The sequence below is a fragment of the Streptomyces humicola genome (genome assembly GCF_024436035.1).
Lineage (GTDB): Bacteria > Actinomycetota > Actinomycetes > Streptomycetales > Streptomycetaceae > Streptantibioticus_B > Streptantibioticus_B humicola.
This window is the reverse complement of sequence record NZ_JANFNG010000009.1, coordinates 140895-165136: the sequence shown is the minus strand read 5'-3', so window position 1 is coordinate 165136 and position 24242 is coordinate 140895. Positions and strand designations below refer to the sequence as shown.

The window sequence follows — 24242 nt, the reverse complement described above, 5'->3', positions numbered from 1 at the left end:
ACCGAGCAGCCAGCAGCACAGCAAACCCGCCGAGAGGTCACCCACCATGGCAGGCGAGACCGTCATCACGGTCGTCGGCAATCTCGTCGACGACCCCGAGCTGCGTTTCACCCCGTCCGGTGCGGCGGTCGCGAAGTTCCGTGTCGCGTCCACTCCCCGCACCTTCGACCGGCAGACCAACGAGTGGAAGGACGGCGAGAGCCTGTTCCTGACGTGCTCGGTCTGGCGGCAGGCGGCGGAGAACGTCGCCGAGTCGCTGCAGCGCGGCATGCGCGTCATCGTCCAGGGCCGCCTGAAGCAGCGGTCCTACGAGGACCGTGAGGGCGTGAAGCGGACGGTCTACGAACTCGACGTCGACGAGGTCGGCGCCTCCCTGAGGAACGCGACAGCCAAGGTCACCAAGACCACCGGTCGCAGCGGTCAGGGCGGCTACGGCGGCGGAGGCGGCCAGGGCGGTGGCTGGGGCGGCGGCCCGCAGGGCGGTGGCCAGGGCGGTGCCCCGGCCGACGACCCCTGGGCCACCAGCGCCCCGGCCGGTGGTGGCCAGCAAGGCGGCGGCGGCCAGCAAGGCGGCGGTGGTGGCTGGGGCGGAAGCTCCGGCGGCGGCTACTCGGACGAGCCGCCCTTCTAAAGGGCGCCGACACGAACTTCTTGATCACACAGGAGACACACCATGGCGAAGGCGCCAGTGCGCAAGCCTAAGAAAAAGGTCTGCGCGTTCTGCAAGGACAAGGTCGGCTACGTCGACTACAAGGACACGAACCTGCTGCGGAAGTACATCTCCGACCGCGGCAAGATCCGTGCCCGCCGGGTCACCGGCAACTGCACCCAGCACCAGCGTGACGTCGCCACGGCCGTGAAGAACAGCCGTGAGATGGCGCTGCTGCCCTACACCTCCACTGCTCGCTGAGAGAGGGTGACCGAAGCATGAAGATCATCCTCACCAACGAGGTCAATGGCCTCGGCTCCGCCGGCGATGTCGTCGAGGTCAAGGACGGGTACGCCCGCAACTACCTGATCCCGCGCGGCTTCGCCATGCGCTGGACCAAGGGCGGCGAGAAGGACGTCGAGCAGATCCGCCGTGCGCGCCGGATCCGCGAGATCGCCACGCTGGAGCAGGCCAACGAGGTCAAGGGTCAGCTCGAAGCCGTCAAGATCAAGCTGCAGACCCGCGCCGGTGACACCGGCCGTCTCTTCGGCTCGGTCACCCCGGCCGACATCGCCTCGGCGATCAAGGACGCGGGCGGCCCGGTCGTTGACAAGCGCCGTGTCGCGCTGGTCGCGCCGATCAAGACCGTGGGCTCGCATCAGGTGACCGTCAGCCTCCATCCGGAGGTCTCGGTCAAGCTCGACCTCGAGGTCGTGGCTGCCTGACGCGCTGCCCTTGCGGCACTGCACGAAGGGCCGGTATCCCTTGTGGGACACCGGCCCTTCGCGTTGGTGATGTTTCACGTGAAACGCCACCCCTGAGACGTCGGCGGGCGTTTCACGTGAAACATCACGTCACGCGCGGACGGCGCCGGTCACCACCCAGCGCCCCGAGCGTGCCCGGACCCAGAGGAAGACCATCCGGGTGAGCATGAACAGCCCCATCGCCCACCACAGCATGGTCAGCCCGCCGCCGACCGCGGGGATTCCGATCGCCGCGGGTGCGAAGACGGCCAGCGTCGCGAGCATTGCCCACGCGAGATACGGGCCGTCGCCCGCGCCCATCAGCACGCCGTCGAGCACGAAGACGACGCCGCACACCGGCTGGGTGGCCGCCACCACGAGCAGCGCGGGCAGCAGATGGTCCCGCACCACCGGGTCGGAGGTGAACATCGGGATGAACAGCGGGCGTGAGGCCACCACGAGCAGGCCGAGGAGGAGACCGGCGGCGATCCCCCACTGGACCATGCGCCGGGACGAAGCCCGTGCCCCCTCGGAGTCGTCGGCGCCCAGATAGCGGCCGATGATCGCCTGACCGGCGATGGCGATAGCGTCCAGGGCGAACGCCAGCAGGCTCCACAGGGTGAGCAGGATCTGGTGGGCCGCGACATCGGCGTCCCCCAGGTGGGCGGCGATGGCGGTGGCGATCACAAGGCTGGCGCGCAGGCTGAGCGTGCGCACCAGCAGGGGAACACCGGCCGTCGCGCACGCCCGGATCCCGGCCATGTCCGGCCGCAGCGGGGCGCCGTGCCTGCGGGCTCCCCGTACGACGACAATGAGGTAGGCGGCGGCCATGCCGCACTGGGCCAGCACGGTGCCGAGGGCGGATCCTGCGATGCCCAGCCCGGCGCCGAAGACCAGGCCGGCGTTGAGGCCGAGGTTGGCGGTGAACCCCGCCACCGCGACGGTCAGCGGCGTGCGGGTGTCCTGGAGCCCGCGCAGCACGCCGGTCGAGGCGAGCACGACGAGCATTGCGGGGGTGCCGAGCGCACTGATCCGCAGATAGGTGACGGCGTACGAGGTCGCCTCGCCGGAGGCTCCGAAGAGTCCTGCGAGCGCGGGTGCGGTGGGCATGACGACGGCGACGACGAGGGCGCCGAGGAGCAGGGCCAGCCAGATGCCGTCGATTCCCTGGCGGATCGCGGACCGTAGATCTGCGGCGCCGACGCGGCGGGCCACGGCCGCCGTGGTCGCGTAGGCGAGGAAGACGAAGACGTTGACCGAGGTGGTGAGCAGCGCGGCGGCGACGCCGAGCCCGGCGAGCTGGATGGTGCCGAGGTGCCCGACGATGGCGCTGTCGGCCATGACGAAGAGCGGCTCGGCGACCAGGGCTCCGAAGGCCGGTACGGCGAGCGCGATGATCTCCCGGTCGTGGCGCCTGCGGACGTCCTTGGAGAGCCGGGCGGAACGCGCTGTACCGGGTCTCGGGGAGGTGATGGCGGCCGATTTCACAGGGGCAGCCTAACCGTCCACAAGTAATAGATGCAAACGGTAAGTGTCCATTACAGAGAGGTCGCTTCCGTACGCATGTCCGGGCAGTTTGTCGCGATCTTGAAACTGCTGGGGAAGTTTTTCTCCTGCACAGCCAGTGGATGGTGAAACTGCAGGTCACATGCGGTGTCCTGACGTGGCGTCGTCCTTGTCCACAGCGCTGTCCCCCGCTCTGTACACAGGTTTGGCAGGCTTCTCCACAGGGTTGTGTCGTTCATCCACATGGCCTGTGGATAACCATCTTGGCTGACGGTGTCCGCGGGCCTACCGTTGTCCGGCACCCTCCTCCCGTCCCGTCCTCGAACTCGACGCGCCGGAACCGGAGTCGGGTGCTTCGTTTGTCAGACCCGTGCCGTAAGAAAGAAGGGCACGCAACGGGGGTCCGAAGGACCGGGAGGAGGTGGCGGCGGTGAGCCAGCCCGAGCCCGTGGACGTTCACTGGGACGAGTCGCCTCCGGACGGTGCGCCGTTCCCCGAAGGCCCGGCCGACCGCGCGCCGGTCAGCCGCTTCCGGCGCGACAACGACCGGGACGGCGACCGCGGCGGCCGCGGTGGTGGCAGTGGTGGCGGATGGGCCGAGGGCGGCTTCGAACGCGTGCCGCCGCAGGATCTCGACGCCGAGCAGTCGGTGCTCGGCGGCATGCTGCTGTCCAAGGACGCGATCGCCGACGTCGTGGAGGTGCTCAAGGGCACGGACTTCTATCGTCCCGCCCACGAGACGATCTACAACGCCATCCTCGACCTGTACGCGCGGGGCGAACCCGCCGACCCGATCACCCTGGCCGCCGAGCTGACCAAGCGTGGCGAGATCACCCGCGTGGGCGGTGCGGCGTACCTGCACACCCTCGTCAACGCGGTCCCCACCGCAGCCAACGCCGAGTACTACGCGGAGATCGTCCACGAACGGGCCGTGCTGCGCCGCCTCGTCGAGGCCGGCACGCGCATCACGCAGATGGGCTATGCGGCCGACGGCGACGTCGACGAGATCGTCAATTCGGCCCAGGCAGAGATCTATGCCGTCACCGAGCAGCGCACGTCGGAGGACTACCTCCCGCTCAGCGAGATCATGGAAGGCGCCCTCGACGAGATCGAGGCGATCGGCTCCCGCAGCGGGCAGATGACGGGAGTCCCGACGGGCTTCACCGATCTCGACGCCCTCACCAACGGCCTCCATCCCGGTCAGATGATCGTGATCGCCGCTCGTCCGGCGATGGGCAAGTCCACCTTGGCACTGGACTTCGCGCGATCGTGCTCGATCGCGTACGGACTGCCCAGCGTCTTCTTCTCGCTCGAGATGGGGCGCAACGAGATCGCCATGCGCCTGCTGTCCGCGGAGGCGCGCGTGGCGCTGCATCACATGCGGTCGGGCAACATGACCGACGACGACTGGACGCGCCTCGCGCGACGGATGCCGGAGGTCTCGGCGGGCCCGCTCTACATCGACGACTCGCCGAACCTGACGATGATGGAGATCCGGGCCAAGTGCCGCCGGCTCAAGCAGCGCAACGATCTGCGCCTCATCGTCATCGACTATCTGCAGCTGATGCAGTCGGGCGGATCACGCCGTCCGGAGAGCCGTCAGCAGGAGGTCTCGGAGATGTCCCGGAACCTCAAGCTGCTCGCGAAGGAGCTCGAAGTACCGGTCATCGCGCTCTCCCAGCTGAACCGTGGCCCCGAGCAGCGCACGGACAAGAAGCCGATGGTCTCCGACCTCCGCGAATCGGGCTCGATCGAGCAGGACGCCGATATGGTCATCCTCCTGCATCGCGAGGACGCCTATGAAAAGGAATCCCCGCGCGCAGGCGAAGCAGATCTGATCGTGGCCAAACACCGCAACGGGCCCACTGCCACGATCACAGTGGCCTTCCAGGGCCACTACTCGCGCTTCGTGGACATGGCCGGGAACGGCTGACGCCTGCAAGGGGAGCAAGGGTGGGGAAGCTTCACCTGTTCGACATGGACGGGACGCTGCTGCACGGATCGTCGTCCAATGTGGAGATCGCGCGGGGGCTGGGGCTCGTCGAGGAGTTCAAGCAGCTGGACGAGGAGTTCGGGGCAAGGCGGATCGATTCACCGCAGTACGCGCGACGGGCCTACGAGTTGTGGCAGGACCTCACCGAGGAGCAGGTGGCCACGGCCTTCGAGGGCGCGCCGTGGCTGAAGGGCATCCGCGAGGTGTGGGCGGACATCCGGGCCCGCGGCGAGCACTGCGCCGTGATCTCGCTCTCACCGGACTTCTTCGTCCGGCGGCTGTTGGAGTGGGGTGTGCATGCGGCGTATGGCGCGCGCTTTCCGGCGCTGCCCTTTCGCGGCAAGGCCTTGGACGTGTCGGGCTTGCTCGGCCCCGAGTCGAAGGTAGGGATAGCCGATTCGCTGTGCGCTCGGTACGGGGTCGGGCGCGCGGACTGCGTGGCCTACGGCGACTCGATGTCGGATGCGGCGCTCTTTGCGGCGGTGCCGACCTCGGTGTCGGTCAATGGCGATCACAACGTGAGCGAGCTTGCTACTTTCTCGTATGCCGGACTTGATCTGCGTGAGGCGTACGAAATCGTCCTGCGTGCGTAGCCCCGGGCGGCGGAGTCGGCTGATGCCGCGGTCGACCGTCCGTTCGAGAATTCGCGGGCCCGATATGAGCGCTTCATTCGTGAATTCTGCTGGTTTGTGGGAAGAATCACGGGAATTGACGGAACCTCGGCTGATGACGCAAGCCGGGGGTTGTGCATTCAGCCGCGCCCGGTATGGTCGACTGCGTTCGAACGCATGCCGCACTTGCGGCGGGTGTGGGGGCACGTCCGGCGACAGGAAAGTTCCGTCAGGTGGAATGAGATGCTCAAGTGGGGGAGGTTCCGTGGGCATTGCCGGACACGTGCGTCGGGTCACCCTAACGTGAACGGCCTTCCGGATTCGCGGACTTCCGGCTATTTGTCCGGACCGTCAGCAGGGTGTGGCACCCTCTACCCGACGGGAAGTGCCTAGGGCATTCGCCATCGGCCACCGGCAATGGCATTGAGGGGCATCGAGCGGGGGGAAGCAGCAGCAACGCTGACACGAACTGGCTGTTGGTGTGTTGACGTATGGAAAATGACCGGGAGATGTTCGAGGCGAGGCAGACGATGGACGCTCTGACCACCAGTTCGGCCGACCACCGGGAGACCGGCTCGGGCAGCGGTCGTTCCGCCGAAGCGAACGCCGTTCCCCGGACGGAGAGCCAGGGGCACGACCAGGGCAGTGGCCAGGTGGACGGCCAGGGCGACTGGAGCTGGTTCGCGCCGACGCAGCCGCGCTCCACGACGGAACCGCACCAACGGGCCGCCGACGGCGAGGAGTCCGACGCGCCGCGCCGCGTGCCGTCGCAGATACGTCCCGTGGGCGCGCGAGGGAGCGAGCAGCAGCGCCCGGACGCGGCGTGGGACGATCCTCACGTGCCCGGGGCGCAAGAGGAGGCGCCCGCGGCGTCGTGGTTCTCCCCGGGCTCCGCCGCCCCCACGCCCGGCCCAGGGGGCCCAGAAGGCCCGGCCGCGACCGTTCCGCGTCAGCCGTCCGCGCCCACCGGTGAATACCAGGCCGACGACACCCCGGCTCCGGGCCAGGGTTCCTGGTTCGAGCCGACCAGTGAGGCCACGCCGCAGAAGCCCGCAGCCGGGACGGCAAGACCGGCCCCGCCCGATGCGCCTGCCGCGCCGCCCCAGGCGGCCGCATCCGTCTTCGAGGAAGCGCAGGCATCACCCGACGCCATCCTCATCCGTCGCGCGATGGCGGCGATCGAGCCCGTCGCGGACAAGACGACCGCGTACTTCTACGCGCTGCTGTTCCTCCAGCATCCCGAGCTGCGCGATCTCTTCCCGGCCGCGATGGACGCCCAGCGGGACCGGCTCTTCAAGGCGTTGCTCACTGCCGCCAAGCTCGTCGACGACGCCGACGTCCTCACCGAGTACCTCTCCCACCTCGGCCGCGGCCACCGCAAGTACGGCACCAAGCCCGAGCACTACCCCGCCGTCGGCGAGTGCCTCATCGGTGCGCTCACCCGTTACGCCTCCGATGTGTGGAGCGCGCAGATGGAGGCGGCGTGGGTGCGCGCGTACACCGCCATCTCGCAGATCATGATCGATGCCGCAGCTGCCGACGAACGCAGCGCGCCTGCCTGGTGGGAGGCCGAGATCGTCTCCCATGAACGCCGCACACATGACATCGCCGTCATCACCGTCCGGCCAGACCAGCCCTATCCCTTCCTCGCCGGGCAGTACACGAGCCTGGAGACCCCGTGGTGGCCCCGGGTCTGGCGCCACTACTCCTTTGCGTCCGCGCCGCGCCCGGACGGACTGCTCTCCTTCCACATCAAGGCCGTGCCGGCCGGCTGGGTCAGCTCGGCACTCGTCAACCGCGCCCGGACCGGGGACGTGATCAAGCTCGGCCCCCCTGGCGGTTCCATGACGGTCGACCACGGCACCGACAACGGGCTGCTGTGCCTGGGTGGCGGCACCGGGATCGCGCCGATCAAGGCGATGGTCGAGGACGTGGCGAAGCACGGCCGCAAGCGGGTGATGGAGGTCTTCTACGGCGCCCGCAACGACCGTGACCTGTACGACCTCGACACGATGCAGCGCCTGGAACAGCAGCATTCGTGGCTTTCCGTCCGGCCTGTGGTCTCCGATGGACCGACGGACGGTCTGGCGGGCCAGCTGCCGGAGATGGTACGTAAGTACGGCCCTTGGCACTCCTACGACGCCTACCTGTCCGGTCCGCCCGGAATGATCCGCAGCGGTGTGGACGCGCTGGTGGGCATAGGCATGCCGTACGACCGAATACGTCATGACTCGCTCGAAGAGCTCGTGGCAGCCGGGGACTGATGGGCAAATTCACTGGCCCCTGATCCGCTCAGGAGAATCGTTGAACCAAGACCATCCCGAGCTCCCTGTGTCGGCCGGCCGGGCAGCCAGGCCCGGGAGCGACGGTGAACACCGGGTCCAGGAGGAACTCGGCACCATCGCGCGTGCCGACCGGTTCTACGACGAGCAGGTCCTCGACAGACTCAACCCGCGCATGCAGGAGTTCGTGGCCCGGCAGGAGATGTTCTTTCTGTCGACCGCGGACCGGAACGGCGAGTGCGACAGTACCTTCCGGGCCGGTCCGACCGGCTTTCTCCAGGTCCTGAACGAGAAGACGCTCGCCTACCCCGAGTACCGCGGCAACGGCGTGATGGCCTCGCTCGGGAACATCCGGGAGAACCCGCATGTCGGCATCCTGATGATCGATTTCTTCCGGGACCGCATCGGTCTGCACGTCAACGGCCACGCCCGGCTCGTCAGTGACGACGTGATGCGCGCCATCCACCCCCATCTGCCCGTCGATCCGGTGCCGGGCCGCAGGCCGCAGGTGTGGGTCGAGGTGGGGGTCGAGGAGGCGTACATCCACTGCTCGAAGCACATCCCGCGGCTCGCGAAGGCGCCGATACGGACGGGTGCCGCGGGCGAAGGGGTCGGCGAGGGCGACGGCGAGCAGGCCTGGGGGACGGACGACGTCAAGCGCAAGGGCGGTGACTACTTCGGTGCCGCCGCTCAGGCTCGCGCGGGCGAGCGCCCGGTCATCGGCCGTGCGCAGCGGGCCGATGATCCGCCGGCGTCCGAAGGTCTGGACGGCGCCGTCCGTACGATCCGCCGGGTGCGCGCGCTGCAGACCGGTGACGGCGATATCTGGCGGCGCGAGGCCGAGCGCGCGCTCGCCGAGGCGCGGGCGGCCACGGAGGCGTCGGCCGACGGCGAACGGCATGACTTCCGCGGCTGGTTCACCTGAGCGCAGGTGGACCGGAGGCTCAGCCGAGGTCGGTGGCGAGCAGCGCCCGTACGCCCTCGATGTTGGCGTCCAGGTAGGCCCTCAGCGAGGGTGGGACCACCTCGACGGAGGCGATGCCGGCGCGGGTGAACGGGATGCGGACGATCTCATACGTGCCGACCGGCTCGTCCACCTCCGGGCCGTGGCGCCGCCCCAGGTCCATCGACTCCAGGCGGCAGACGAAGAAGTGCTGCACCTTGACGCCGAGCGTGCCGTCGTCATGGAGGTGTTCGACCGTGTCGACGAAGGCCGGTACCACATCGGTGATCTTGGCACCGAGCTCCTCGTCGACCTCGCGGTGCAGGGCGTCGACGACCGTCGCGTCCTCGGGCTCGACGCCGCCGCCGGGAGTGATCCAGTAGGGCGGCTCGCCGGGCTTGGTGCGCTTGATCAGCAGCAGCTCGGCCGCGTCGAGCAGGATCGCGCGGGCGGTGCGTTTGACCACCGGGCGCGGGTGTGCGTGGGGGTGCGGGTGCGGTTCAGGGGAGTCCGCTGGCATGCAGGAAAGGTGCCGCATGCGGGACGCCGTGAAACGCCGCCGGGACGGTCAATCGGAACGAGTCATTCCCGGGGCGGCTGCCCCCGGGGGCGTGCGGATGCGTGGGGAGGCGCAGTGGAGGCGCAACGCGGTGCCACCGCTTGGTAACCTTCCACTCACCTTGTGTGCATCCATGCGGTTCGATGTCTGTGGTGGAATACTGACTCAACGTCAACTGGCCTTGCTCGTAGGGCCATTCCGAAGAGGGGTCGGCGGGCGGTCGGAGCCAGGAGGGGGAGGCTCCGGCCGCGCCGCGTATCCCCTCTCCGTCCTTCTCGGCCCACCCGCCCGGTGTGTCCCGATATGATCGGTCCGTGAGGCTCGGGCTCGATGAATCGCGCCGCCGCTTCGAGGCGGCACGCGTCGCGCGCCTCGCGACGTCGAGCGCACGCGGTCTGCCGCACGCCGTCCCCGTCACCTTCGCGCTCGACGACGCCACGCTCTACTTCGCCGTCGACCACAAACCCAAACGAACCCACGATCTGCGGCGGCTGCGCAACATCGGCGAGAACCCTCAGGTCGCCGTCCTCGCCGACCACTACGCCGACGACTGGACCGCGTTGTGGTGGGTACGCGCGGACGGCCACGCCGTCGTCGTCGACGACGAAGCGCAGCGCGACCACGCGATCGGGCTGCTCCGCGCGAAATACCCGCAGTACCGGGAGCAGCCGCCGAACGGACCGGTGGTCGCGATCACCGTGACCCGGTGGTCCGGCTGGTGCTACGCCTGAGACGGCCGGTGCGCCGCCGGGCGCTGCCCGGTGGTCATTTCGCCGCGTCCAGCGCCTGCAGCACGTCCGCCACGATGTCGTCGGCGTCCTCCACCCCCACCGAGAAGCGGATGAAGCCGTCGGGTACCGAGTCCCCGCCCCACCTGCCACGCCGTTCCGCCGTGCTCAGCACCGAACCGAAGCTCGTCGCCTCGCTCGTCAGCCGCAGCGCCGTGAGGAAACGATCCGCGTGGTCCTGGTCCGGCAGGACGAACGAGACCACGGACCCGAACCACCGCATCTGGGCGGCGGCGACCCGGTGCGCCGGGTCGTCAGGCAACCCCGGGTGGCGCACGCCGCTCACCTCGTCGCGCTCCTTCAATGCCGCCGCGAGCGCAAGTGCGTTCGCCGCCTGCCTCTCCACCCTCAGCTGCAGCGTCGCCAGCGAGCGATGGGCCAGCCATGCCTCCATCGGCCCCGGGATCGCGCCCACCGTCTTGCGCCACAGCCGTACGGAGGCCGCGAGTTCTGCGTCCCGCACCACCACATAGCCGAGGAGCAGGTCGCCGTGGCCGGTCAGCGCCTTGGTACCGCTCGCCACCGCAAAATCCGCGCCCAGATTCAGCGGGCGCTGGCCGAGCGGGGTGGCCAGTGTGTTGTCCACGGCCACGAGCGCTCCCGCCGCGTGCGCCGTCTCCGCGAGCCGCCGCACGTCGCACACGTCGAGCTCCGGGTTGGAGGGCGTCTCGATCCACAACAGCTTCGCGCCGTCGAGGACGTCCAGCTGTGCCTCGCCCGCGGTGGGCGCGAGCCGTACGCGTACGCCGTAGGACTCCAATCGGTCACGAAGCGCGCGGGTGGTCTGGTAGCAGTCGGAGGGCAGGACGACGGTGTCGCCGGAGCGCACGTGCGCCAGCACCACCGAGGAGATCGCCGCCATACCGGAGGAGAAGACAACGGCCTCGGCCGCCGCGTCCGGCGATTCCAGCTGCGAGAGCGCCTCCTCCAACCGGGTCCAGGTCGGGTTCTCGTCGCGCCCGTAGAGGTAGGGCCCCGCCGGCTCGCCCGGCAGGTGGTAGTGCGAGACGAAGACCGGCCCCGGCAGCGACGGCTCGTATGCGACGGCGGGCGGGCGCCCGGCGTGCACGCTGCGCGTGCTGTCGCCGCGGCCGCCACGTCCGCCACGCCCGACGTGACCGCCGGAGTCACCCATCAACGACCGTCCTCATCGGGCAGGACGATGTGCATTGCCCAGGCCACGATGCTCACCACCAGGCCGCCGATCAGCGCGGGCAGGAAGCCGGTCACATGGAAGGAAAGGTTCAGCTTGTCTGCCAGATAGGAGGTGAGCAGCAGCATCAGAGCGTTCACGACCAGTGTGAACAGGCCCAGCGTGAGGATGAAGAGCGGAAAGGAGAGCAGTTTCACGATCGGCTTGACGAGCCAGTTGACCACGCCGAAGACGAGGGCGACGAGCACGAGTGTGAGCGCCTTGTGCCCGGTGGACGTGCCAGTGAGCGTGATTCCCCTGATCAACCAAACGGCCACACCCAGCGCGACGGCATTGGCCAGCGTCTTGACTACGAACTTCTTCATGGTGGGATCGTCGCAGAAATGATCCGCTGGGCAAGAGGCCGGCGGGAGATCTCCAAGAGATCGCCAAGACAATCGCCGGGAGAGAGGCAGGGCGCAGGGGCATGAAGGTGTTCCGGCTGGACGATCTGGACGCGGAGCGCGCGGCCAATGACGGTGCGTATCTGCAGTTCCTTCGCGAGCGGACCATGTCGGCCGGGCTCTACGCGCTTCCCGCGGGCGCGGCCGACCCGCAGAAGCCGCACCGCCAGGACGAGATCTACCTGGTGGTGAGCGGCCGGGCCTCGATCACCGTCGGCGAGGAGACGACGTACGTGGCGCGCGGCAGCGTCGTCTACGTACCGGCCGGGGTCCCGCACCGGTTCCACCACATCACCGAAGAGCTGCGGGTCATGGTGGTGTTCTCCCCGCCCGAGGCATGACCCCGGCGCATGACCCTGATGGATGACCCCCGGGGATGAGCGCCGGCCCCGGGGCCCCGTAGGGGACCGTTCAGGGATGGATGGGGTCCGCCGGGGCGCCACTGCGGGCTGCGGCGCCCTTAAGCTCGAAGCAGAACGCAGCAGCCGGAAGGGCGTCGGAAGGGCAAGGGGAGTCGGATCATGAAGGAAGTGTTGGAGGGCCTGCCGTGGTGGGTGAAGTGGGTCGCCGTCCCGGTGATCGCGCTGGTCGTCTTCGGAGGCCTGATCGCGAGCGTGATCGGCTTCATGATCGGCCTGCTCTTCAAGGTGCTGCTGTTCGCAGCGCTGGTCGGTGGTCTGGTGTGGGTGGTGCGCAAGTTCACCTCGTCCTCGACGTCGTCGCGTAACGACTGGTAGGGGTACACCTCACGGGTCATACGTCGGGGTGGCGGCGGCACACGGTGTCGCCGCCACCCCGATCCGTGTGCTCACCTCTGTACCAGCCTCTGCACCAGCCCGAACCGCGGTTTGCGGCGACGGCCCCCGCTGCGGTGCGAGGGGACGGAGGCGGTGTGCGCCGGCTCAGCCGGCCGCCGGTCGGCGCACACCACGAGCGCGGCGAGCAGCGTCGTCACGGGCACCGATGCGACGAGGCCGATGCTGCCCACCAGGGTCCGCACGATCTCCTCAGCGACGATCTCGCTGTTCGCCACCGTGCCGATGCCGCTGCGCGCGATCGAGAAGAGCAGCAGCAGCGGTAGTGCGGCTCCCGCATAGGCCATGACCAGCGTGTTGACGACGGACGCGATGTGGTCGCGGCCGATCCGCATCCCGGCACCGTACAGCCTGCGCCAACCCGCCGACGGATCCGCCTCCTTGAGCTCCCAGACGGCCGAGGTCTGGGTCACCGTCACATCATCGAGCACGCCGAGCGATCCGATGATGATCCCGGCGAGCAGCAGGCCACGGGTGTCGATGCCCGGGTAGAGGGTGTGCACGAGGCCGGTCTCGTCGTCGGTGTTCCCGGTCAGCCACGTCCAGCCGATGAAGAGCGAGCCGAGCAGGCCGATCAGCATCATCGAGCAGAGCGTGCCGAGCACGGCGACGGAGGTACGGGCGTTCAGGCCGTGGCAGGAGTAGAGCGCGAACAGCATGATGGCGCTGCCGCCGACCACGGCGACCAGCAGCGGATCGTCGCCCCGCAGGATCGCCGGCAGGATGAACAGGGACAGCACGGCGAAGCTGATCACCAGCGCGACGAGCGCCGTGACCCCGCGCATCCGCCCGACCGCGACGACGGCGAGCGCGAAGACGGCGGCGAGCAGCGCCATGGGCAGTCGCCGGTCGGCATCGCTGACCGAATAGCGCAGTCCGGGCGGGGCGTTGGGCGCATAGGTGAGGACGACGCGCTGACCGGGCACCAAGCGGCGCGCCTGCCCCGGCTGGACGATGTCAGGAAATGTACTTCCTTTGTCCGGGCCCGAGATGACCTCGACGGTGGCCCGCAGACACGTCCCCGAGCTCGCCGTCTCCGGCGTGTCGGCCGCGGCACCGTCCCCCGCCGCCTGAGCGCAGGGCAGTTGCGCGACCGCGGTGACACGGCCCTCCCGCGTCGGCTGGTCGAAGCCGACCCCGGTGCGCGTATGCGCTGGAACTCCCCCTGGCCACAGGGCTATCAGCCCGCCGACCACGGCGCCCGCGAAGGGCACCAGGATCGCGGCGATCACCATGCGCAAGTGTGCGGACACGGGGTGTGCCGGAGTGTGAGCATGGCTGTGGCTGTGTGCATGTGACGGATCCACGGACAGATCATCGCAAGCCCCCCTGGCGTCACCCGGCGATGACCCGCTAGCGTGTGGATACCTTTGCAATCGCGGGAGCTCGGAGCACCGGGCTGAGAGGGCGCTGACCTCCGCACGGGACGTACGAATGTACGTACATGCGGACACCGCTGCGTCGACCGCTGAACCTGTTACCGGGTAATGCCGGCGTAGGGAGTGGGTCCCATGACCATGCAGGATGCACGCACGCCTGAGTCTGCTGGCGCCGTGAAGATCGGTTGGCACAAGGGCTACCTCGAAGGACCCCGTCCGGATCTGCGGGTGCCCGTACGGCGAGTGCACCTCACCAACGGTCGGCACGTGACGTTGTACGACACGTCCGGCCCGTACACCGATCCCAACATCGAGACGGACGTGCGGCGCGGCCTCGCGCCGCTCCGGGAGAACTGGATCATCGGGCGTGGCGACACCGAGGAGTACGCCGGCCGTGAGATGCGCCCCGAGGACGACGGGATCAAGCACACCTCACCGCGGGGCGGGCTGAAGAACCTCGACGCGGTCTTCCCCGGCCGTCCGCGGCTGCCCCGGCGCGGTCGCGACGGCCTGTCGGTGACCCAACTCGCGTACGCCAAGCGGGGCGAGATCACCGCCGAGATGGAGTACGTCGCGCTGCGCGAGGGCGTCTCCCCGGAGGTGGTGCGCGACGAGATCGCGGCGGGGCGCGCCGTGCTGCCGGCCAACGTCAACCATCCCGAGATCGAGCCGATGATCATCGGGAAGCGCTTCCTGGTGAAGGTCAACGCCAACATCGGGAACTCCGCGGTCACTTCCTCGATCGAGGAGGAGGTGGACAAGATGACCTGGGCCACCCGGTGGGGCGCCGATACGGTCATGGACCTGTCCACCGGCCGCAACATCCACACCACGCGCGAGTGGGTGCTGCGCAACTCTCCCGTACCCATCGGCACGGTGCCGCTCTACCAGGCGCTGGAGAAGGTCGACGGCAAGGCCGAGGAACTGACCTGGGAGATCTACAAGGACACCGTCATCGAGCAGTGCGAGCAGGGCGTCGACTACATGACCGTGCACGCGGGCGTGCTGCTGCGCTACGTGCCGCTCACCGCCCGCCGCAAGACCGGCATCGTCTCGCGCGGCGGCTCGATCATGGCTGCGTGGTGCCTGGCGCACCACAAGGAGAGCTTCCTCTACGAGAACTTCGAGGAGCTCTGCGAGGTCCTGCGCAGCTACGACGTGACGTTCTCGCTGGGCGACGGCCTGCGCCCGGGATCGATCGCGGACGCCAACGACGAGGCGCAGTTCGCGGAGCTGCGTACACTCGGCGAGCTCAACACCATCGCCAAGGCGCACGACGTCCAGACGATGATCGAGGGCCCGGGCCACGTCCCGATGCACAAGATCAAGGAGAACATCGACCTCCAGCAGGAGATCTGCGAGGAAGCCCCCTTCTACACGCTCGGCCCGCTGACGACGGATGTCGCGCCCGGCTACGACCACATCACGTCAGGCATCGGCGCGGCGATGATCGGCTGGTGGGGCACGGCGATGCTCTGCTACGTCACCCCCAAGGAGCACTTGGGCCTGCCGGACCGTGACGACGTCAAGACCGGCGTCATCACCTACAAGATCGCCGCACACGCGGCGGACGTGGCCAAGGGCCATGAGGGCGCCCAGGACTGGGACGACGCGCTGTCGGACGCCCGTTTCGAGTTCCGCTGGGAGGACCAGTTCAACCTGGCGCTCGACCCGGACACGGCACGCGCCTTCCACGACGAGACGCTCCCGGCGGAGCCCGCGAAGACGGCGCACTTCTGCTCGATGTGCGGGCCGAAGTTCTGCTCGATGAAGATCAGCCATGACATCCGCCGCGAACACGGCGGCACCGCTGAGGAGATCGAGGCGGGCATGCGGCAGAAGTCGAAGGAGTTCGCGGAGGCGGGGAACCGGGTGTACCTGCCGCTGGCGGACTAGCGAGGGCCTGGAGGACCAGGCCGGCGCGGTCGGTCTGGTCCTCATCCCGTGTCGGCCGTGGCGGCCCTTCCGAGGGTGAACTTATCGACATTCCGGTCGGAGCCTGGACTCAGGGTGTCGCGTCGGCTTCGGCGGGCATTGCGCTGTGCTCAGCGGCGAAACGTCTGTGAGGTGATCTCGTCAGCGACGGCTGTGTCCGTGGCGTTGGCCGCACCAGCGCGGCGCAGGGCCGAGGTTCTTGATGTAGCGGGCGGTTGCCCAGGCGTACGTGCCGTCCCGCCAGCTTGGTGGTGGCTGCGGTTGTGGTGATGACCGTGGTGGTGGCCGCCCGAGTCGGCGTCGGAGGAGGTGTCGGCGAGAGCGGTTCCGGCCGACGCGGCGGCGGCGAGAGCACCGCTTGCGAGGCAGAGTGCGAGGGAAGGCCCACCCCCGGTAGGCCTAAAAATCGCGCGCCAGCCAGGCGGCGATGCCCGGCGACGAGGCGTATGCATACCGTCCGTTACGGTCCATTTACGAATCGGTCGAACTGTGTGCACCATCGACGCCAAGGGTGTGACAGAGGGTCTGCAAGCCATGGCTCTCCGCGTACGCCATTAGGGTCATGCGGTCGGATTTGTGGATATCGGGCCGGTGGCGCGGGGAGGAATCAACTCGGCTCAGTGTCAGGACCGTTGAATTCGGACCCGCCGAAATCGGGGCTGGAGAAGTCGGGGCTGCTGAAGCGCGGCTGCCGGTCGCCGTCGCCGTCGCCGTCGCCGTCACCAGGTTGTTCGCCGGACGGGCTCGAAAAGCCGGGGCGTGAATAGCCGAGCCGCGGCGTGCGCGCAGCGTCCGGGTCGTCGATGCGGATCGGTGTACGTCCGGCGGCGCCGTGCCCGGCGCTGGACGCCTGTGCCTCGGCGAGGAACGGCAGCATGCCGCGATCCCTGAGCGCCGCCAGCCAGGCTTCCTTGGCCGCCGTCACGTCGGCCGGGTCGCCGTTCGAGGCGCGTATCGCCGACGAGCCGTCCCGCAGCGCCGTGACCACCAGGCCCACCATCCCGACCAGGATGCCGGTGGCGGCGATCGCCGCGAAGAGCCAGCCCGCGGTGCGCAGGGGCGAAGCGATCGCGGGCTCGGGCGTCATCGCCGCCAGCAGGTATCCCACGAGCAGGAAGATCAGCGCTGCGGTGCCGGCGAGGATCGGGGTGAGGACGGCGGCGATCGCGAACAGCCCTGCTCCGGACGCCGCATCGCCCGCGCCGCCGCCAGCCGTCGCATACGTGGTGGTGTTGCGCGCGGCACGCTGGCGGCGCCTGACCTTGATGTAGTGGTCGTACTCGGCGGCCGCGCAGGCGGAGATCGCGGCTGCGGCGCTGAGCGCCATCGTGCGCAACTGCTCGGAGTTGAGCGTCGACGCGCTCGCGCCGGGTCCATCGGCTGCAGCCCGCAGCGCTTCGTCGAGGACGCGCTCGAACTCCGGGCGGTCCTCGGTCAGCAGGTGCGGAGCGCTGTTCATGTACATCCCCCGATGCTCCGTTCTCCGAGGTTTCCTGCCCAGGGTCGTCCGGCCGCGGGGCAGTTGAGCGGAAGCGGAGGCGAACCTGTGACGGATAACCCGATGGTAGAGCGGCTGAGTGACACGGTGACAGAGTGTTTCCGGAAAATGCCTCATCCGCCAGAGGGCATCCGGAACGCCTGGTCGAGCTGCGGTCCAGGCCAATGTCGCGGAAACGATCAGACAGCCAGCGGGAGTTGGGCCACGAGCAGTCGGCCCTCCATCGTCACTCCGCCGTCCATCGCGAGCGCGAGATCGTCGGCGTACAGGTGCGGCCCGGAGACGGCGGGCTTGCCGCCATCGGCGTCGTCCTCCGCGCCGACCTCGCCGAGCAGGTACGGGATCGGGCTGTGGCCGTGGACGACTTGACGGCCGCCGTACGCATGAAGCAGCTCGCGCGCCGCCGTCGTGCCGCTCTCCCCGCGGAAGGCGAAGCGCTTGGTGAACTTGCGGAACAGCTCCCAGCATTCGTCGGCGTCGCCCCGCTGCAGGACGTTGGTGACGGCGTCGTTGACCGCATCGATCGTGGTTCCGTAGTCGAGATAGGCGGTGGTGTCGGAGTGCAGGAGCAGGTGATCATCCTCGAGAGCGACGGCGTCGAGGCGTGACATCCACGCCAGATGGTGGTCCTCGAGCCGCTCCATGTCGCTCGGCTGGCCGCCGTTGAGCCGCCAGGCCGCGAGGAACGAGGCAGTCCCCGCAGCGGAGTTGACGGGAGTGTCGCCGAACTTCTTGGCACCGATGAGGAGGAGCTCGTGATTGCCCATGAGGGCTTTGGCGTAACCGCCGGCGGCTGCGGCTTCGGCGGACAGGCGCATCACGAGGTCGATGACGCCGACGCCGTCGGGGCCGCGGTCGGTGAAGTCGCCGAGGAACCACAGCCGGGCGCGCCCCGCCGACCAGCGGCCTTCGGCATCGATGAGGCCCTGCGCCTCCAGCGCGGCGTGCAGTTCGTCGAGATAGCCGTGGACGTCGCCGACGACGTAGAGCGGGCCGGGCGGGTCGTCCTCGGGGTCCGGGAGGCTGGTGAGCTGCACCGTCGGGCTGTCCTGGGCGCGGCGGCCGACCACGGGCAGGTCGTGAGCGGTCGGTGTGTACCCGGCGGACGGGGACGGGGGCTCGGGTGACGCCGGTGCCACGGGTGCGTCGGGCAACGGCGCCTGCGCCTGCGTCTGCGTCTGCGTCTGCGTCTGCGGGAACGGTACGCCTCCCCCGGGGAAGGATGCCTCGGGCAACGAGACATCCGGGAATGCGACCGGAGTACCCGGCGCGGGAGCCGTAGGCTGTGCGGGCACCAACGGTGCCGCGGCAGGTCCGGCTGGTGCAACTGGTGCGGCGGGCTCGGGCGACGTCGGCTGCCGCTGCGGGGGGTGCCAGCTCACCGACGCATTCACCACGGGTCCCTGACCGGCCCCCTGAGTCATCGACCCCTCCACCTTCGCGCCGCCGTCCACCCTCGCCGCATCCGGCGCAGCCTGCGCCAACGCGACCTCCGGTGTCATCCGCCCATCATAGGAATGACCGTCTCGGGTTGCGACGCACCTGTCGCCTGCCAATTGGGGCGCGACCGACAATCTCCGCGAAAAATTCCCGTGTGCGTCCAGCCTGCCCCCGTTCAGCCACTGGACGGAGAGCGTGGTGCGCTCACCGTCGTTCGCGGAGGGCGGCGCTGGGAGGAGGCTCGGACGATCAGATCGGTCGGCATCACCCGGTGCACCGGTTGTCCGCCGCCGATTCCTTCGATCGCGTCGATCAGCAGCTGCACCACCGCCGTGCCGATCCGGCCGGGTTTGAGGGACAGGGTGCTGATCGGTGGTTCCGTCGTCGCATAGGCGGCACGTTCGCTGCAGCAGACCAGCAGCAGATCCTCCGGGACCCGCAGGCCGTAGCGCCGGGCGGCGGCGAGCAGATCGGTGCCGTTGGGGTCGAACAGACCGTAGACGGCGTCCGGCCGGTCCGGGCGTGCGAGCAGCCGGTCGGCAGCGACGGCGCCCGCGCACGGGTCGTGTGCGGGGTAGGACTCGTAGACCGGTTCCTGGCCGACGCGTTCGCACCACTCGAGGTAGGCGGTGGTGGACAGCCGGGTGTACGTGTCCGTGCTGGTGCCGGTGAGCAGTCCGATGCGGCGTGCGCCGGCCTCGGCGAGATGGTCGAGGATGCGGCGCACCGCGTCCTCGTGATCGTTGTCGACCCATGCGTGGACCGGCAGGTTGCCTGTGGGGCGGCCGTCGCTGACCACCGGGATGCCCTGGCGGACGAGATCGGTGACCACGGGGTCGTGTTCGGAGGGGTCGATGACGACCGTGCCGTCGAGCGCGACGTTGCTCCACACGTCGTGGCGCGAGGACGCCGGCAGGATCACCAGGGCGTAGCCGCGGGCGAGTGCGGCGGAGGTGGCTGCGCGGGCCATCTCGGCGAAGTATGCGAATTCGGTGAAGGTGAAAGGTTCTTCCCCGTACGTCGTCACGGTCAGGCCGATGAGGCCCGATCTGCCGGTACGGAGGGTGCGGGCCGCCGCCGAGGGGCGGTAGCCGAGCCGGTTGGCGACCTCGCGGACGTGGCGGCGGGTGGCATCGGGGAGCCGCCCCTTACCGTTGAGTGCGTCGGAGACGGTCGTGATCGAGACCCCGGCCGCGGCGGCCACGTCCCGGATCCCTGCCCGCTCCAACCGGCGTCCGGTGGACCGGCTCGCCTGATGGTTACCTGCTGCTGTCATGGCAGGCCGATAGTAGGGCTCGGGTGGTCCAGGCGCGGGGCCGTGAGTACGGTTGTGGACAGTGACGTTTCTGCATGAACACTGTGCCGGTATGCCCTTGAAATGCCAGGTGAGAGGCGGGATTTGAGCCGAGGCATGGGTTGTGGGGCAGCGCTCGGGCGCTCAGTGGTCCAGTCTTCGAAGACGTATCACCTCACCTTTACGGGGGATGCGCGCTAGGGCGCGCGCCACCGGCGTGCGCGGTGCGGCGTGACCCCTGTCCATTGGCCCACGCCCCCTCTTAAGGTGTGACCAGGGGATCTGGGGAGATCACGCGAGATCAGGCGAGATCAAGGGAGCCGCGTCCCGGCGACCCCGGTGCGGATCTCTGAGCGCTCAAGGAGGAGCACGGTGACGAAGGCAGGCGCGAACCCGAGGCTGCGGTCGGCGTTGGACGGCATTCCGGTGTACAAGCCCGGCAAGCCCGCAGCGTCGGTGGACGGCGCACCCGCATACAAGATCTCCTCCAATGAGAATCCGTACCCGCCGCTGCCCGGTGTGCTGGAGGCGGCGAGTGAGGCGGCCAGGTCGTTCAACCGCTACCCGGACATGGCGTGCGCCGGTCTCGTCGCCGAGCTGGCGAACCGTTTCGGCGTGCCGGAGACGCATATCGCGACAGGGACCGGCTCGGTCGGGGTGGCCCAGCAGCTGCTTCAGGCCACGGCGGGGCCGGGCGACGAGGTGATCTACGCGTGGCGCTCCTTCGAGGCCTACCCGATCATCACCCAGATTTCCGGAGCGCGCTCCGTGCGGACCCCGCTGACCAGCGGCGAGGTCCATGACCTCGACGCGATGGCAGATGCGGTCACCGAGCGTACGCGGCTGATCTTCGTCTGCAATCCGAACAACCCGACGGGCACGGTCGTGCGACGCGCGGAGCTGGAGCGCTTCCTTGACCGCGTGCCGGGCGACGTGCTCGTCGTCCTGGACGAGGCATACCGCGAGTTCATCCGGGACGCCGATGTGCCTGACGGCACCGAGCTGTACCGGGACCGCCCGAACGTCTGCGTGCTGCGGACCTTCTCCAAGGCGTACGGGTTGGCCGGGCTGCGGGTGGGCTTCGCCATCGCCCATGAGCCGGTGGCGGCGGCGCTGCGCAAGACGGCGGTGCCGTTCGGGGTGAGCCAGCTGGCGCAGGACGCGGCGGTGGCCTCGCTGCGCTCGGAGGAGGCGCTGTTCGAGCGGGTGGAGGCGCTGGTCGCGGAGCGCACCCGGGTGGTGGAGGCTCTGCAGGCCCAGGGCTGGACCGTGCCGGAGACGCAGGCGAACTTTGTCTGGTTGCGGCTCGGCGACCGGACGGTGGACTTCGCCGCCGCATGCGAGCGGGCCGGGGTGATCGTCCGGCCGTTCCCGGGGGAGGGGATCCGGGCCACCATCGGTGAGCGGGCGGCGAATGATCTGTTCCTGCAGGCTGCGGAGGCGTTCCGCAAGGAGCTGTGAGCGCAGCCGCGGACACGTCTCCGGCAGCGGCCGGGTTGGCCCGGTTACATCTCGTTTCGCCCCTGCCCACCCCCCGGTGGGCAGGGGCGAAACTGTGTGCGCAATAATGCTTGTGAATGTGAATGCATTCACAAGCTATTCGAAGGAGGCGCGACGTGAACCTGGCCCTGGCGCCCGAGACCCTGGCACGGTGGCAGTTCGGCATCACGACCGTCTACCACTTCCTCTTCGTCCCCCTCACGATCAGCCTGTCCGCCGTCACCGCCGGCTTCGAGACGGCGTGGGTGCGCACGGGCAAGGAGAGGTACTTCCATGCCAGCAAGTTCTGGGGCAAGCTCTTCTTGATCAACATCGCCATGGGCGTGGTCACCGGCATCGTGCAGGAATTCCAGTTCGGCATGAACTGGTCCGACTACTCCCGCTTCGTCGGCGACGTCTTCGGCGCCCCGCTCGCCATGGAGGCGCTGGTCGCCTTCTTCTTCGAGTCCACCTTCATCGGCCTGTGGATCTTCGGCTGGGACAAGCTGCCGAAGAAGCTGCACTGCGCCTGCATCTGGGTCGTCTCGCTCGGCACGATCCTTTCCGCCTACTTCATCCTTTCCGCCAACTCCTGGATGCAGCACCCGGTCGGCTACACGATCGACCCGCACACCCACAAGGCGAGGCTCGATTCCATCTGGGCCGTCCTCACCCAGAACACCACCCAGGTGCAGATGTTCCACACCATGACGGCCTCCTTCCTCACCGGAGCCGCATTCGTCGTCGGCATCGCCTCGTTCCACCTGTGGAAGGCCAAGCGGGGGCAGGCCGCGGGCGAGCCGACCGACGCAAGGAAGATCGGCGTCATGCGCAGCTCGCTGCGCACCGGCCTCGTCCTCGCGGTGATATTCGGCCTGGGGACCGCGATCAGCGGCGACACCCTCGGCAAGGTGATGTTCGAGCAGCAGCCGATGAAGATGGCCGCGGCGGAGGCGCTGTGGGACACCCAGGCGCCTGCGCCCTTCTCGGTCTTCGCGATCGGTGATGTCGCCAAGGGCCACAACTCGGTCGAGCTGTCGATACCGGGACTGCTCTCCTTCCTGTCGCACAGCAACTTCCACGAGGCCGTGCCCGGCATCAACAACGTCGCGAAGATGGAGGCCGCCAAGTACGGCGGGAACCCGAAGGACTACATCCCCAACATCTTCATTACCTTCTGGGGCTTCCGGCTGATGATCGGCTTCGGAATGTCCTCATTCGTCGCCGGGCTCATCGGCCTGTGGACAACGCGCCGCAAGCTCTGGCTTGCACCCGAGCACCGCACCGGCGACGACGAGGTGCCGCGGCTGATGCTCACACCCAACCGTGAGATGAGCACGTTCTTCACCAAGTGGTCCTGGCGGATCGGCATCCTCACCATGGGATTCCCGCTCATGGCCAACTCCTTCGGCTGGGTCTTCACCGAGATGGGCCGCCAGCCCTGGGTGGTCTACGGGCTGATGAAGACCCACAACGCCGTCTCGCCGGGCGTCAGCCAGGCCGAGGTGATCATCTCGATGTCGGTGTTCACCGCGCTCTACGCGATCCTCGCGTTCGTCGAGGTACGGCTGATGGCCCGCTACGCCAAGGCCGGACCGAACGTCGAGGAGCAGCCGCCCGCCGAGGACCCGCGTCTGGGCGGCCCGTTCGGGCCGGGCTCCGGCGAGGAGTCCGACAAGCCCATGGCCTTCGCCTACTGATCCGGCCGCAGGGAGAGATCGACCATGCACCTTCACGACCTCTGGTTCGTGCTGATCGCCGTTCTGTGGACCGGCTACTTCTTCCTCGAGGGTTTCGACTTCGGAATCGGCATCCTCACCAAGCTGCTCGCGCGGGACGAGACCGAACGCCGGGTGCTGATCAACACCATCGGCCCGGTGTGGGACGGCAACGAGGTCTGGCTGCTCACCGCGGGCGGTGCGACCTTCGCCGCCTTCCCCGACTGGTACGCCACCCTCTTCAGCGGCTTCTACCTGCCGCTGCTGCTGATCCTCGTCTGCCTCATCGTGCGCGGTGTGGCCTTCGAGTACCGAGCCAAGCGGGACGACGAACGGTGGAAGCGCAACTGGGAGAACGCCATCTTCTGGACCTCCCTGCTCCCCGCATTCCTGTGGGGAGTGGCGTTCGCCAACATCGTGCGCGGTGTGCCGATCGACGCGGCGAAGAACTTCACCGGCAGCGTGCTCGACCTGCTCAACCCCTACGCGCTGCTCGGCGGGGTGATGACGCTCGTCCTGTTCACCTTCCACGGATCGGTGTTCGCCGCGCTCAAGACCCTCGGAGACATCCGCGCACGGGCGCGTTCGTTCGCCACCGTGCTGGGTCTGGTCGCCGCCGTCGTCGCCGCCGCATTCCTGCTGTGGACGCAGCTCCACTCGGGGAATGCACGCAGCCTCGGCGCGCTGGTCCTCGCCGTCACCGCACTCGTCCTCGCCCTGGTCTTCAACCGGCTGGGACGGGAGGGCTGGGCCTTCGCGTTCTCCGGGGTGACGATCGCGGCCTCCGTCGCGATGCTCTTCCTCGCGCTCTTCCCCGACGTCATGCCGTCGACCACCGACCCGGCCTGGAGCCTGACCGTCTCCAACGCCTCCTCCAGCCCCTACACGTTGACGATCATGACGTGGGTGGCCGGCTTCATGACGCCCGTCGTCATCGCCTATCAGGCATGGACCTACTGGGTGTTCCGCAAGCGCATCGGCGCCCACCACATCCCCGGCGCACACTGAGGCACG

The 24242-nt window shown here is 68.7% G+C and carries 22 protein-coding genes; 14 read left to right on the top strand and 8 right to left on the bottom strand.

Annotated features, from left to right (window positions below):
- Positions 1–46: 46 nt before the first annotated feature.
- From NGB36_RS14605 to rplI, 3 genes are read left to right on the top strand one after another with little or no spacing between them, the layout of a single operon-like run.
- A complete protein-coding gene (locus tag NGB36_RS14605) occupies positions 47–631 on the top strand; it encodes a single-stranded DNA-binding protein (protein WP_255920679.1) in 585 nt (194 codons plus the stop codon).
- Between the two features lie 42 nt (positions 632–673).
- Positions 674–910 (top strand): 30S ribosomal protein S18, encoded by a 237-nt coding sequence (gene rpsR, locus NGB36_RS14600; protein WP_255920678.1) that lies wholly within the window; start codon positions 674–676, stop codon positions 908–910.
- 17 nt (positions 911–927) lie between these two features.
- Positions 928–1374, top strand: a complete 447-nt coding sequence (rplI, locus tag NGB36_RS14595) for a 50S ribosomal protein L9 (protein ID WP_255920677.1) — start codon at positions 928–930, stop codon at positions 1372–1374.
- A 129-nt stretch (positions 1375–1503) separates the two neighbouring features.
- On the opposite strand, the gene NGB36_RS14590 is transcribed toward rplI, so the two are convergent.
- Positions 1504–2865 (bottom strand): MATE family efflux transporter, encoded by a 1362-nt coding sequence (locus NGB36_RS14590; protein ID WP_255920738.1) that lies wholly within the window; start codon positions 2863–2865, stop codon positions 1504–1506.
- A 463-nt stretch (positions 2866–3328) separates the two neighbouring features.
- Here NGB36_RS14590 and dnaB point away from each other — a divergent pair, with 463 nt between their 5' ends.
- The 4 genes from dnaB (at position 3329) to NGB36_RS14570 (ending at position 8709) form a co-directional block, all read left to right on the top strand.
- Positions 3329–4831, top strand: coding sequence for a replicative DNA helicase (gene dnaB / locus NGB36_RS14585; RefSeq protein WP_372509439.1), 1503 nt, complete (start codon positions 3329–3331; stop codon positions 4829–4831).
- 20 nt (positions 4832–4851) lie between these two features.
- Complete coding sequence (locus tag NGB36_RS14580) at positions 4852–5484, top strand: HAD family hydrolase (RefSeq protein WP_255920676.1); 633 nt, start codon at positions 4852–4854, stop codon at positions 5482–5484.
- Positions 5485–6011: 527 nt separating this feature from the next.
- Entirely contained in the window at positions 6012–7766 is a 1755-nt protein-coding gene (locus tag NGB36_RS14575) for a globin domain-containing protein (protein ID WP_255920675.1), read from the top strand.
- A gap of 67 nt (positions 7767–7833) precedes the next feature.
- Complete coding sequence (locus NGB36_RS14570; RefSeq protein WP_255920736.1) at positions 7834–8709, top strand: pyridoxamine 5'-phosphate oxidase family protein; 876 nt, start codon at positions 7834–7836, stop codon at positions 8707–8709.
- A gap of 19 nt (positions 8710–8728) precedes the next feature.
- On the opposite strand, the gene NGB36_RS14565 is transcribed toward NGB36_RS14570, so the two are convergent.
- On the bottom strand, positions 8729–9247 hold the full coding sequence (locus NGB36_RS14565) for an NUDIX domain-containing protein (RefSeq protein ID WP_255920674.1): 519 nt from the start codon (positions 9245–9247) through the stop codon (positions 8729–8731).
- A 353-nt stretch (positions 9248–9600) separates the two neighbouring features.
- Between NGB36_RS14565 and NGB36_RS14560 the strand changes: the two genes are divergently transcribed.
- Positions 9601–10017 carry a TIGR03668 family PPOX class F420-dependent oxidoreductase gene (locus NGB36_RS14560; protein WP_255920673.1) on the top strand — a complete coding sequence of 139 codons (417 nt, stop codon included), beginning with the start codon at positions 9601–9603 and terminating at the stop codon, positions 10015–10017.
- A gap of 34 nt (positions 10018–10051) precedes the next feature.
- On the opposite strand, the gene NGB36_RS14555 is transcribed toward NGB36_RS14560, so the two are convergent.
- Positions 10052–11209, bottom strand: a complete 1158-nt coding sequence (locus NGB36_RS14555) for a cystathionine gamma-lyase (protein ID WP_255920672.1) — start codon at positions 11207–11209, stop codon at positions 10052–10054.
- Positions 11209–11592, bottom strand: a complete 384-nt coding sequence (locus tag NGB36_RS14550; protein ID WP_255920671.1) for a phage holin family protein — start codon at positions 11590–11592, stop codon at positions 11209–11211. Before NGB36_RS14550 ends, NGB36_RS14555 begins: the two co-directional genes overlap by 1 nt.
- A 101-nt stretch (positions 11593–11693) precedes the next feature.
- Here NGB36_RS14550 and NGB36_RS14545 point away from each other — a divergent pair, with 101 nt between their 5' ends.
- The gene (locus NGB36_RS14545) at positions 11694–12011 is read left to right on the top strand and encodes a cupin domain-containing protein (RefSeq protein ID WP_255920670.1); all 318 of its coding nucleotides are present in this window, start codon (positions 11694–11696) and stop codon (positions 12009–12011) included.
- Between the two features lie 180 nt (positions 12012–12191).
- Positions 12192–12407, top strand: coding sequence for a DUF5326 family protein (locus NGB36_RS14540; RefSeq protein WP_255920669.1), 216 nt, complete (start codon positions 12192–12194; stop codon positions 12405–12407).
- A gap of 71 nt (positions 12408–12478) precedes the next feature.
- Here the strand turns inward: NGB36_RS14540 and NGB36_RS14535 are convergent, their stop codons facing one another.
- Entirely contained in the window at positions 12479–13798 is a 1320-nt protein-coding gene (locus NGB36_RS14535) for a YibE/F family protein (protein WP_255920735.1), read from the bottom strand.
- A gap of 198 nt (positions 13799–13996) precedes the next feature.
- Here NGB36_RS14535 and thiC point away from each other — a divergent pair, with 198 nt between their 5' ends.
- Positions 13997–15760, top strand: a complete 1764-nt coding sequence (gene thiC, locus NGB36_RS14530) for a phosphomethylpyrimidine synthase ThiC (RefSeq protein WP_255920668.1) — start codon at positions 13997–13999, stop codon at positions 15758–15760.
- Between the two features lie 646 nt (positions 15761–16406).
- On the opposite strand, the gene NGB36_RS14525 is transcribed toward thiC, so the two are convergent.
- The 3 genes from NGB36_RS14525 to NGB36_RS14515 all read right to left on the bottom strand — a co-directional run bounded on the left by NGB36_RS14525 (position 16407) and on the right by NGB36_RS14515 (position 20013).
- Complete coding sequence (locus NGB36_RS14525; protein WP_308288851.1) at positions 16407–17258, bottom strand: hypothetical protein; 852 nt, start codon at positions 17256–17258, stop codon at positions 16407–16409.
- Between the two features lie 218 nt (positions 17259–17476).
- Entirely contained in the window at positions 17477–18721 is a 1245-nt protein-coding gene (locus tag NGB36_RS14520; RefSeq protein ID WP_255920734.1) for a metallophosphoesterase, read from the bottom strand.
- A 191-nt stretch (positions 18722–18912) separates the two neighbouring features.
- A complete protein-coding gene (locus NGB36_RS14515; protein WP_255920666.1) occupies positions 18913–20013 on the bottom strand; it encodes a LacI family DNA-binding transcriptional regulator in 1101 nt (366 codons plus the stop codon).
- Positions 20014–20403: 390 nt separating this feature from the next.
- Here NGB36_RS14515 and hisC point away from each other — a divergent pair, with 390 nt between their 5' ends.
- The 3 genes from hisC to cydB all read left to right on the top strand — a co-directional run bounded on the left by hisC (position 20404) and on the right by cydB (position 24236).
- Positions 20404–21492, top strand: a complete 1089-nt coding sequence (gene hisC / locus NGB36_RS14510) for a histidinol-phosphate transaminase (protein ID WP_255920665.1) — start codon at positions 20404–20406, stop codon at positions 21490–21492.
- Between the two features lie 155 nt (positions 21493–21647).
- Complete coding sequence (locus tag NGB36_RS14505) at positions 21648–23210, top strand: cytochrome ubiquinol oxidase subunit I (protein WP_255920664.1); 1563 nt, start codon at positions 21648–21650, stop codon at positions 23208–23210.
- Between the two features lie 24 nt (positions 23211–23234).
- Entirely contained in the window at positions 23235–24236 is a 1002-nt protein-coding gene (gene cydB, locus NGB36_RS14500) for a cytochrome d ubiquinol oxidase subunit II (RefSeq protein ID WP_255920663.1), read from the top strand.
- The last annotated feature ends 6 nt before the right edge of the window (positions 24237–24242 follow it).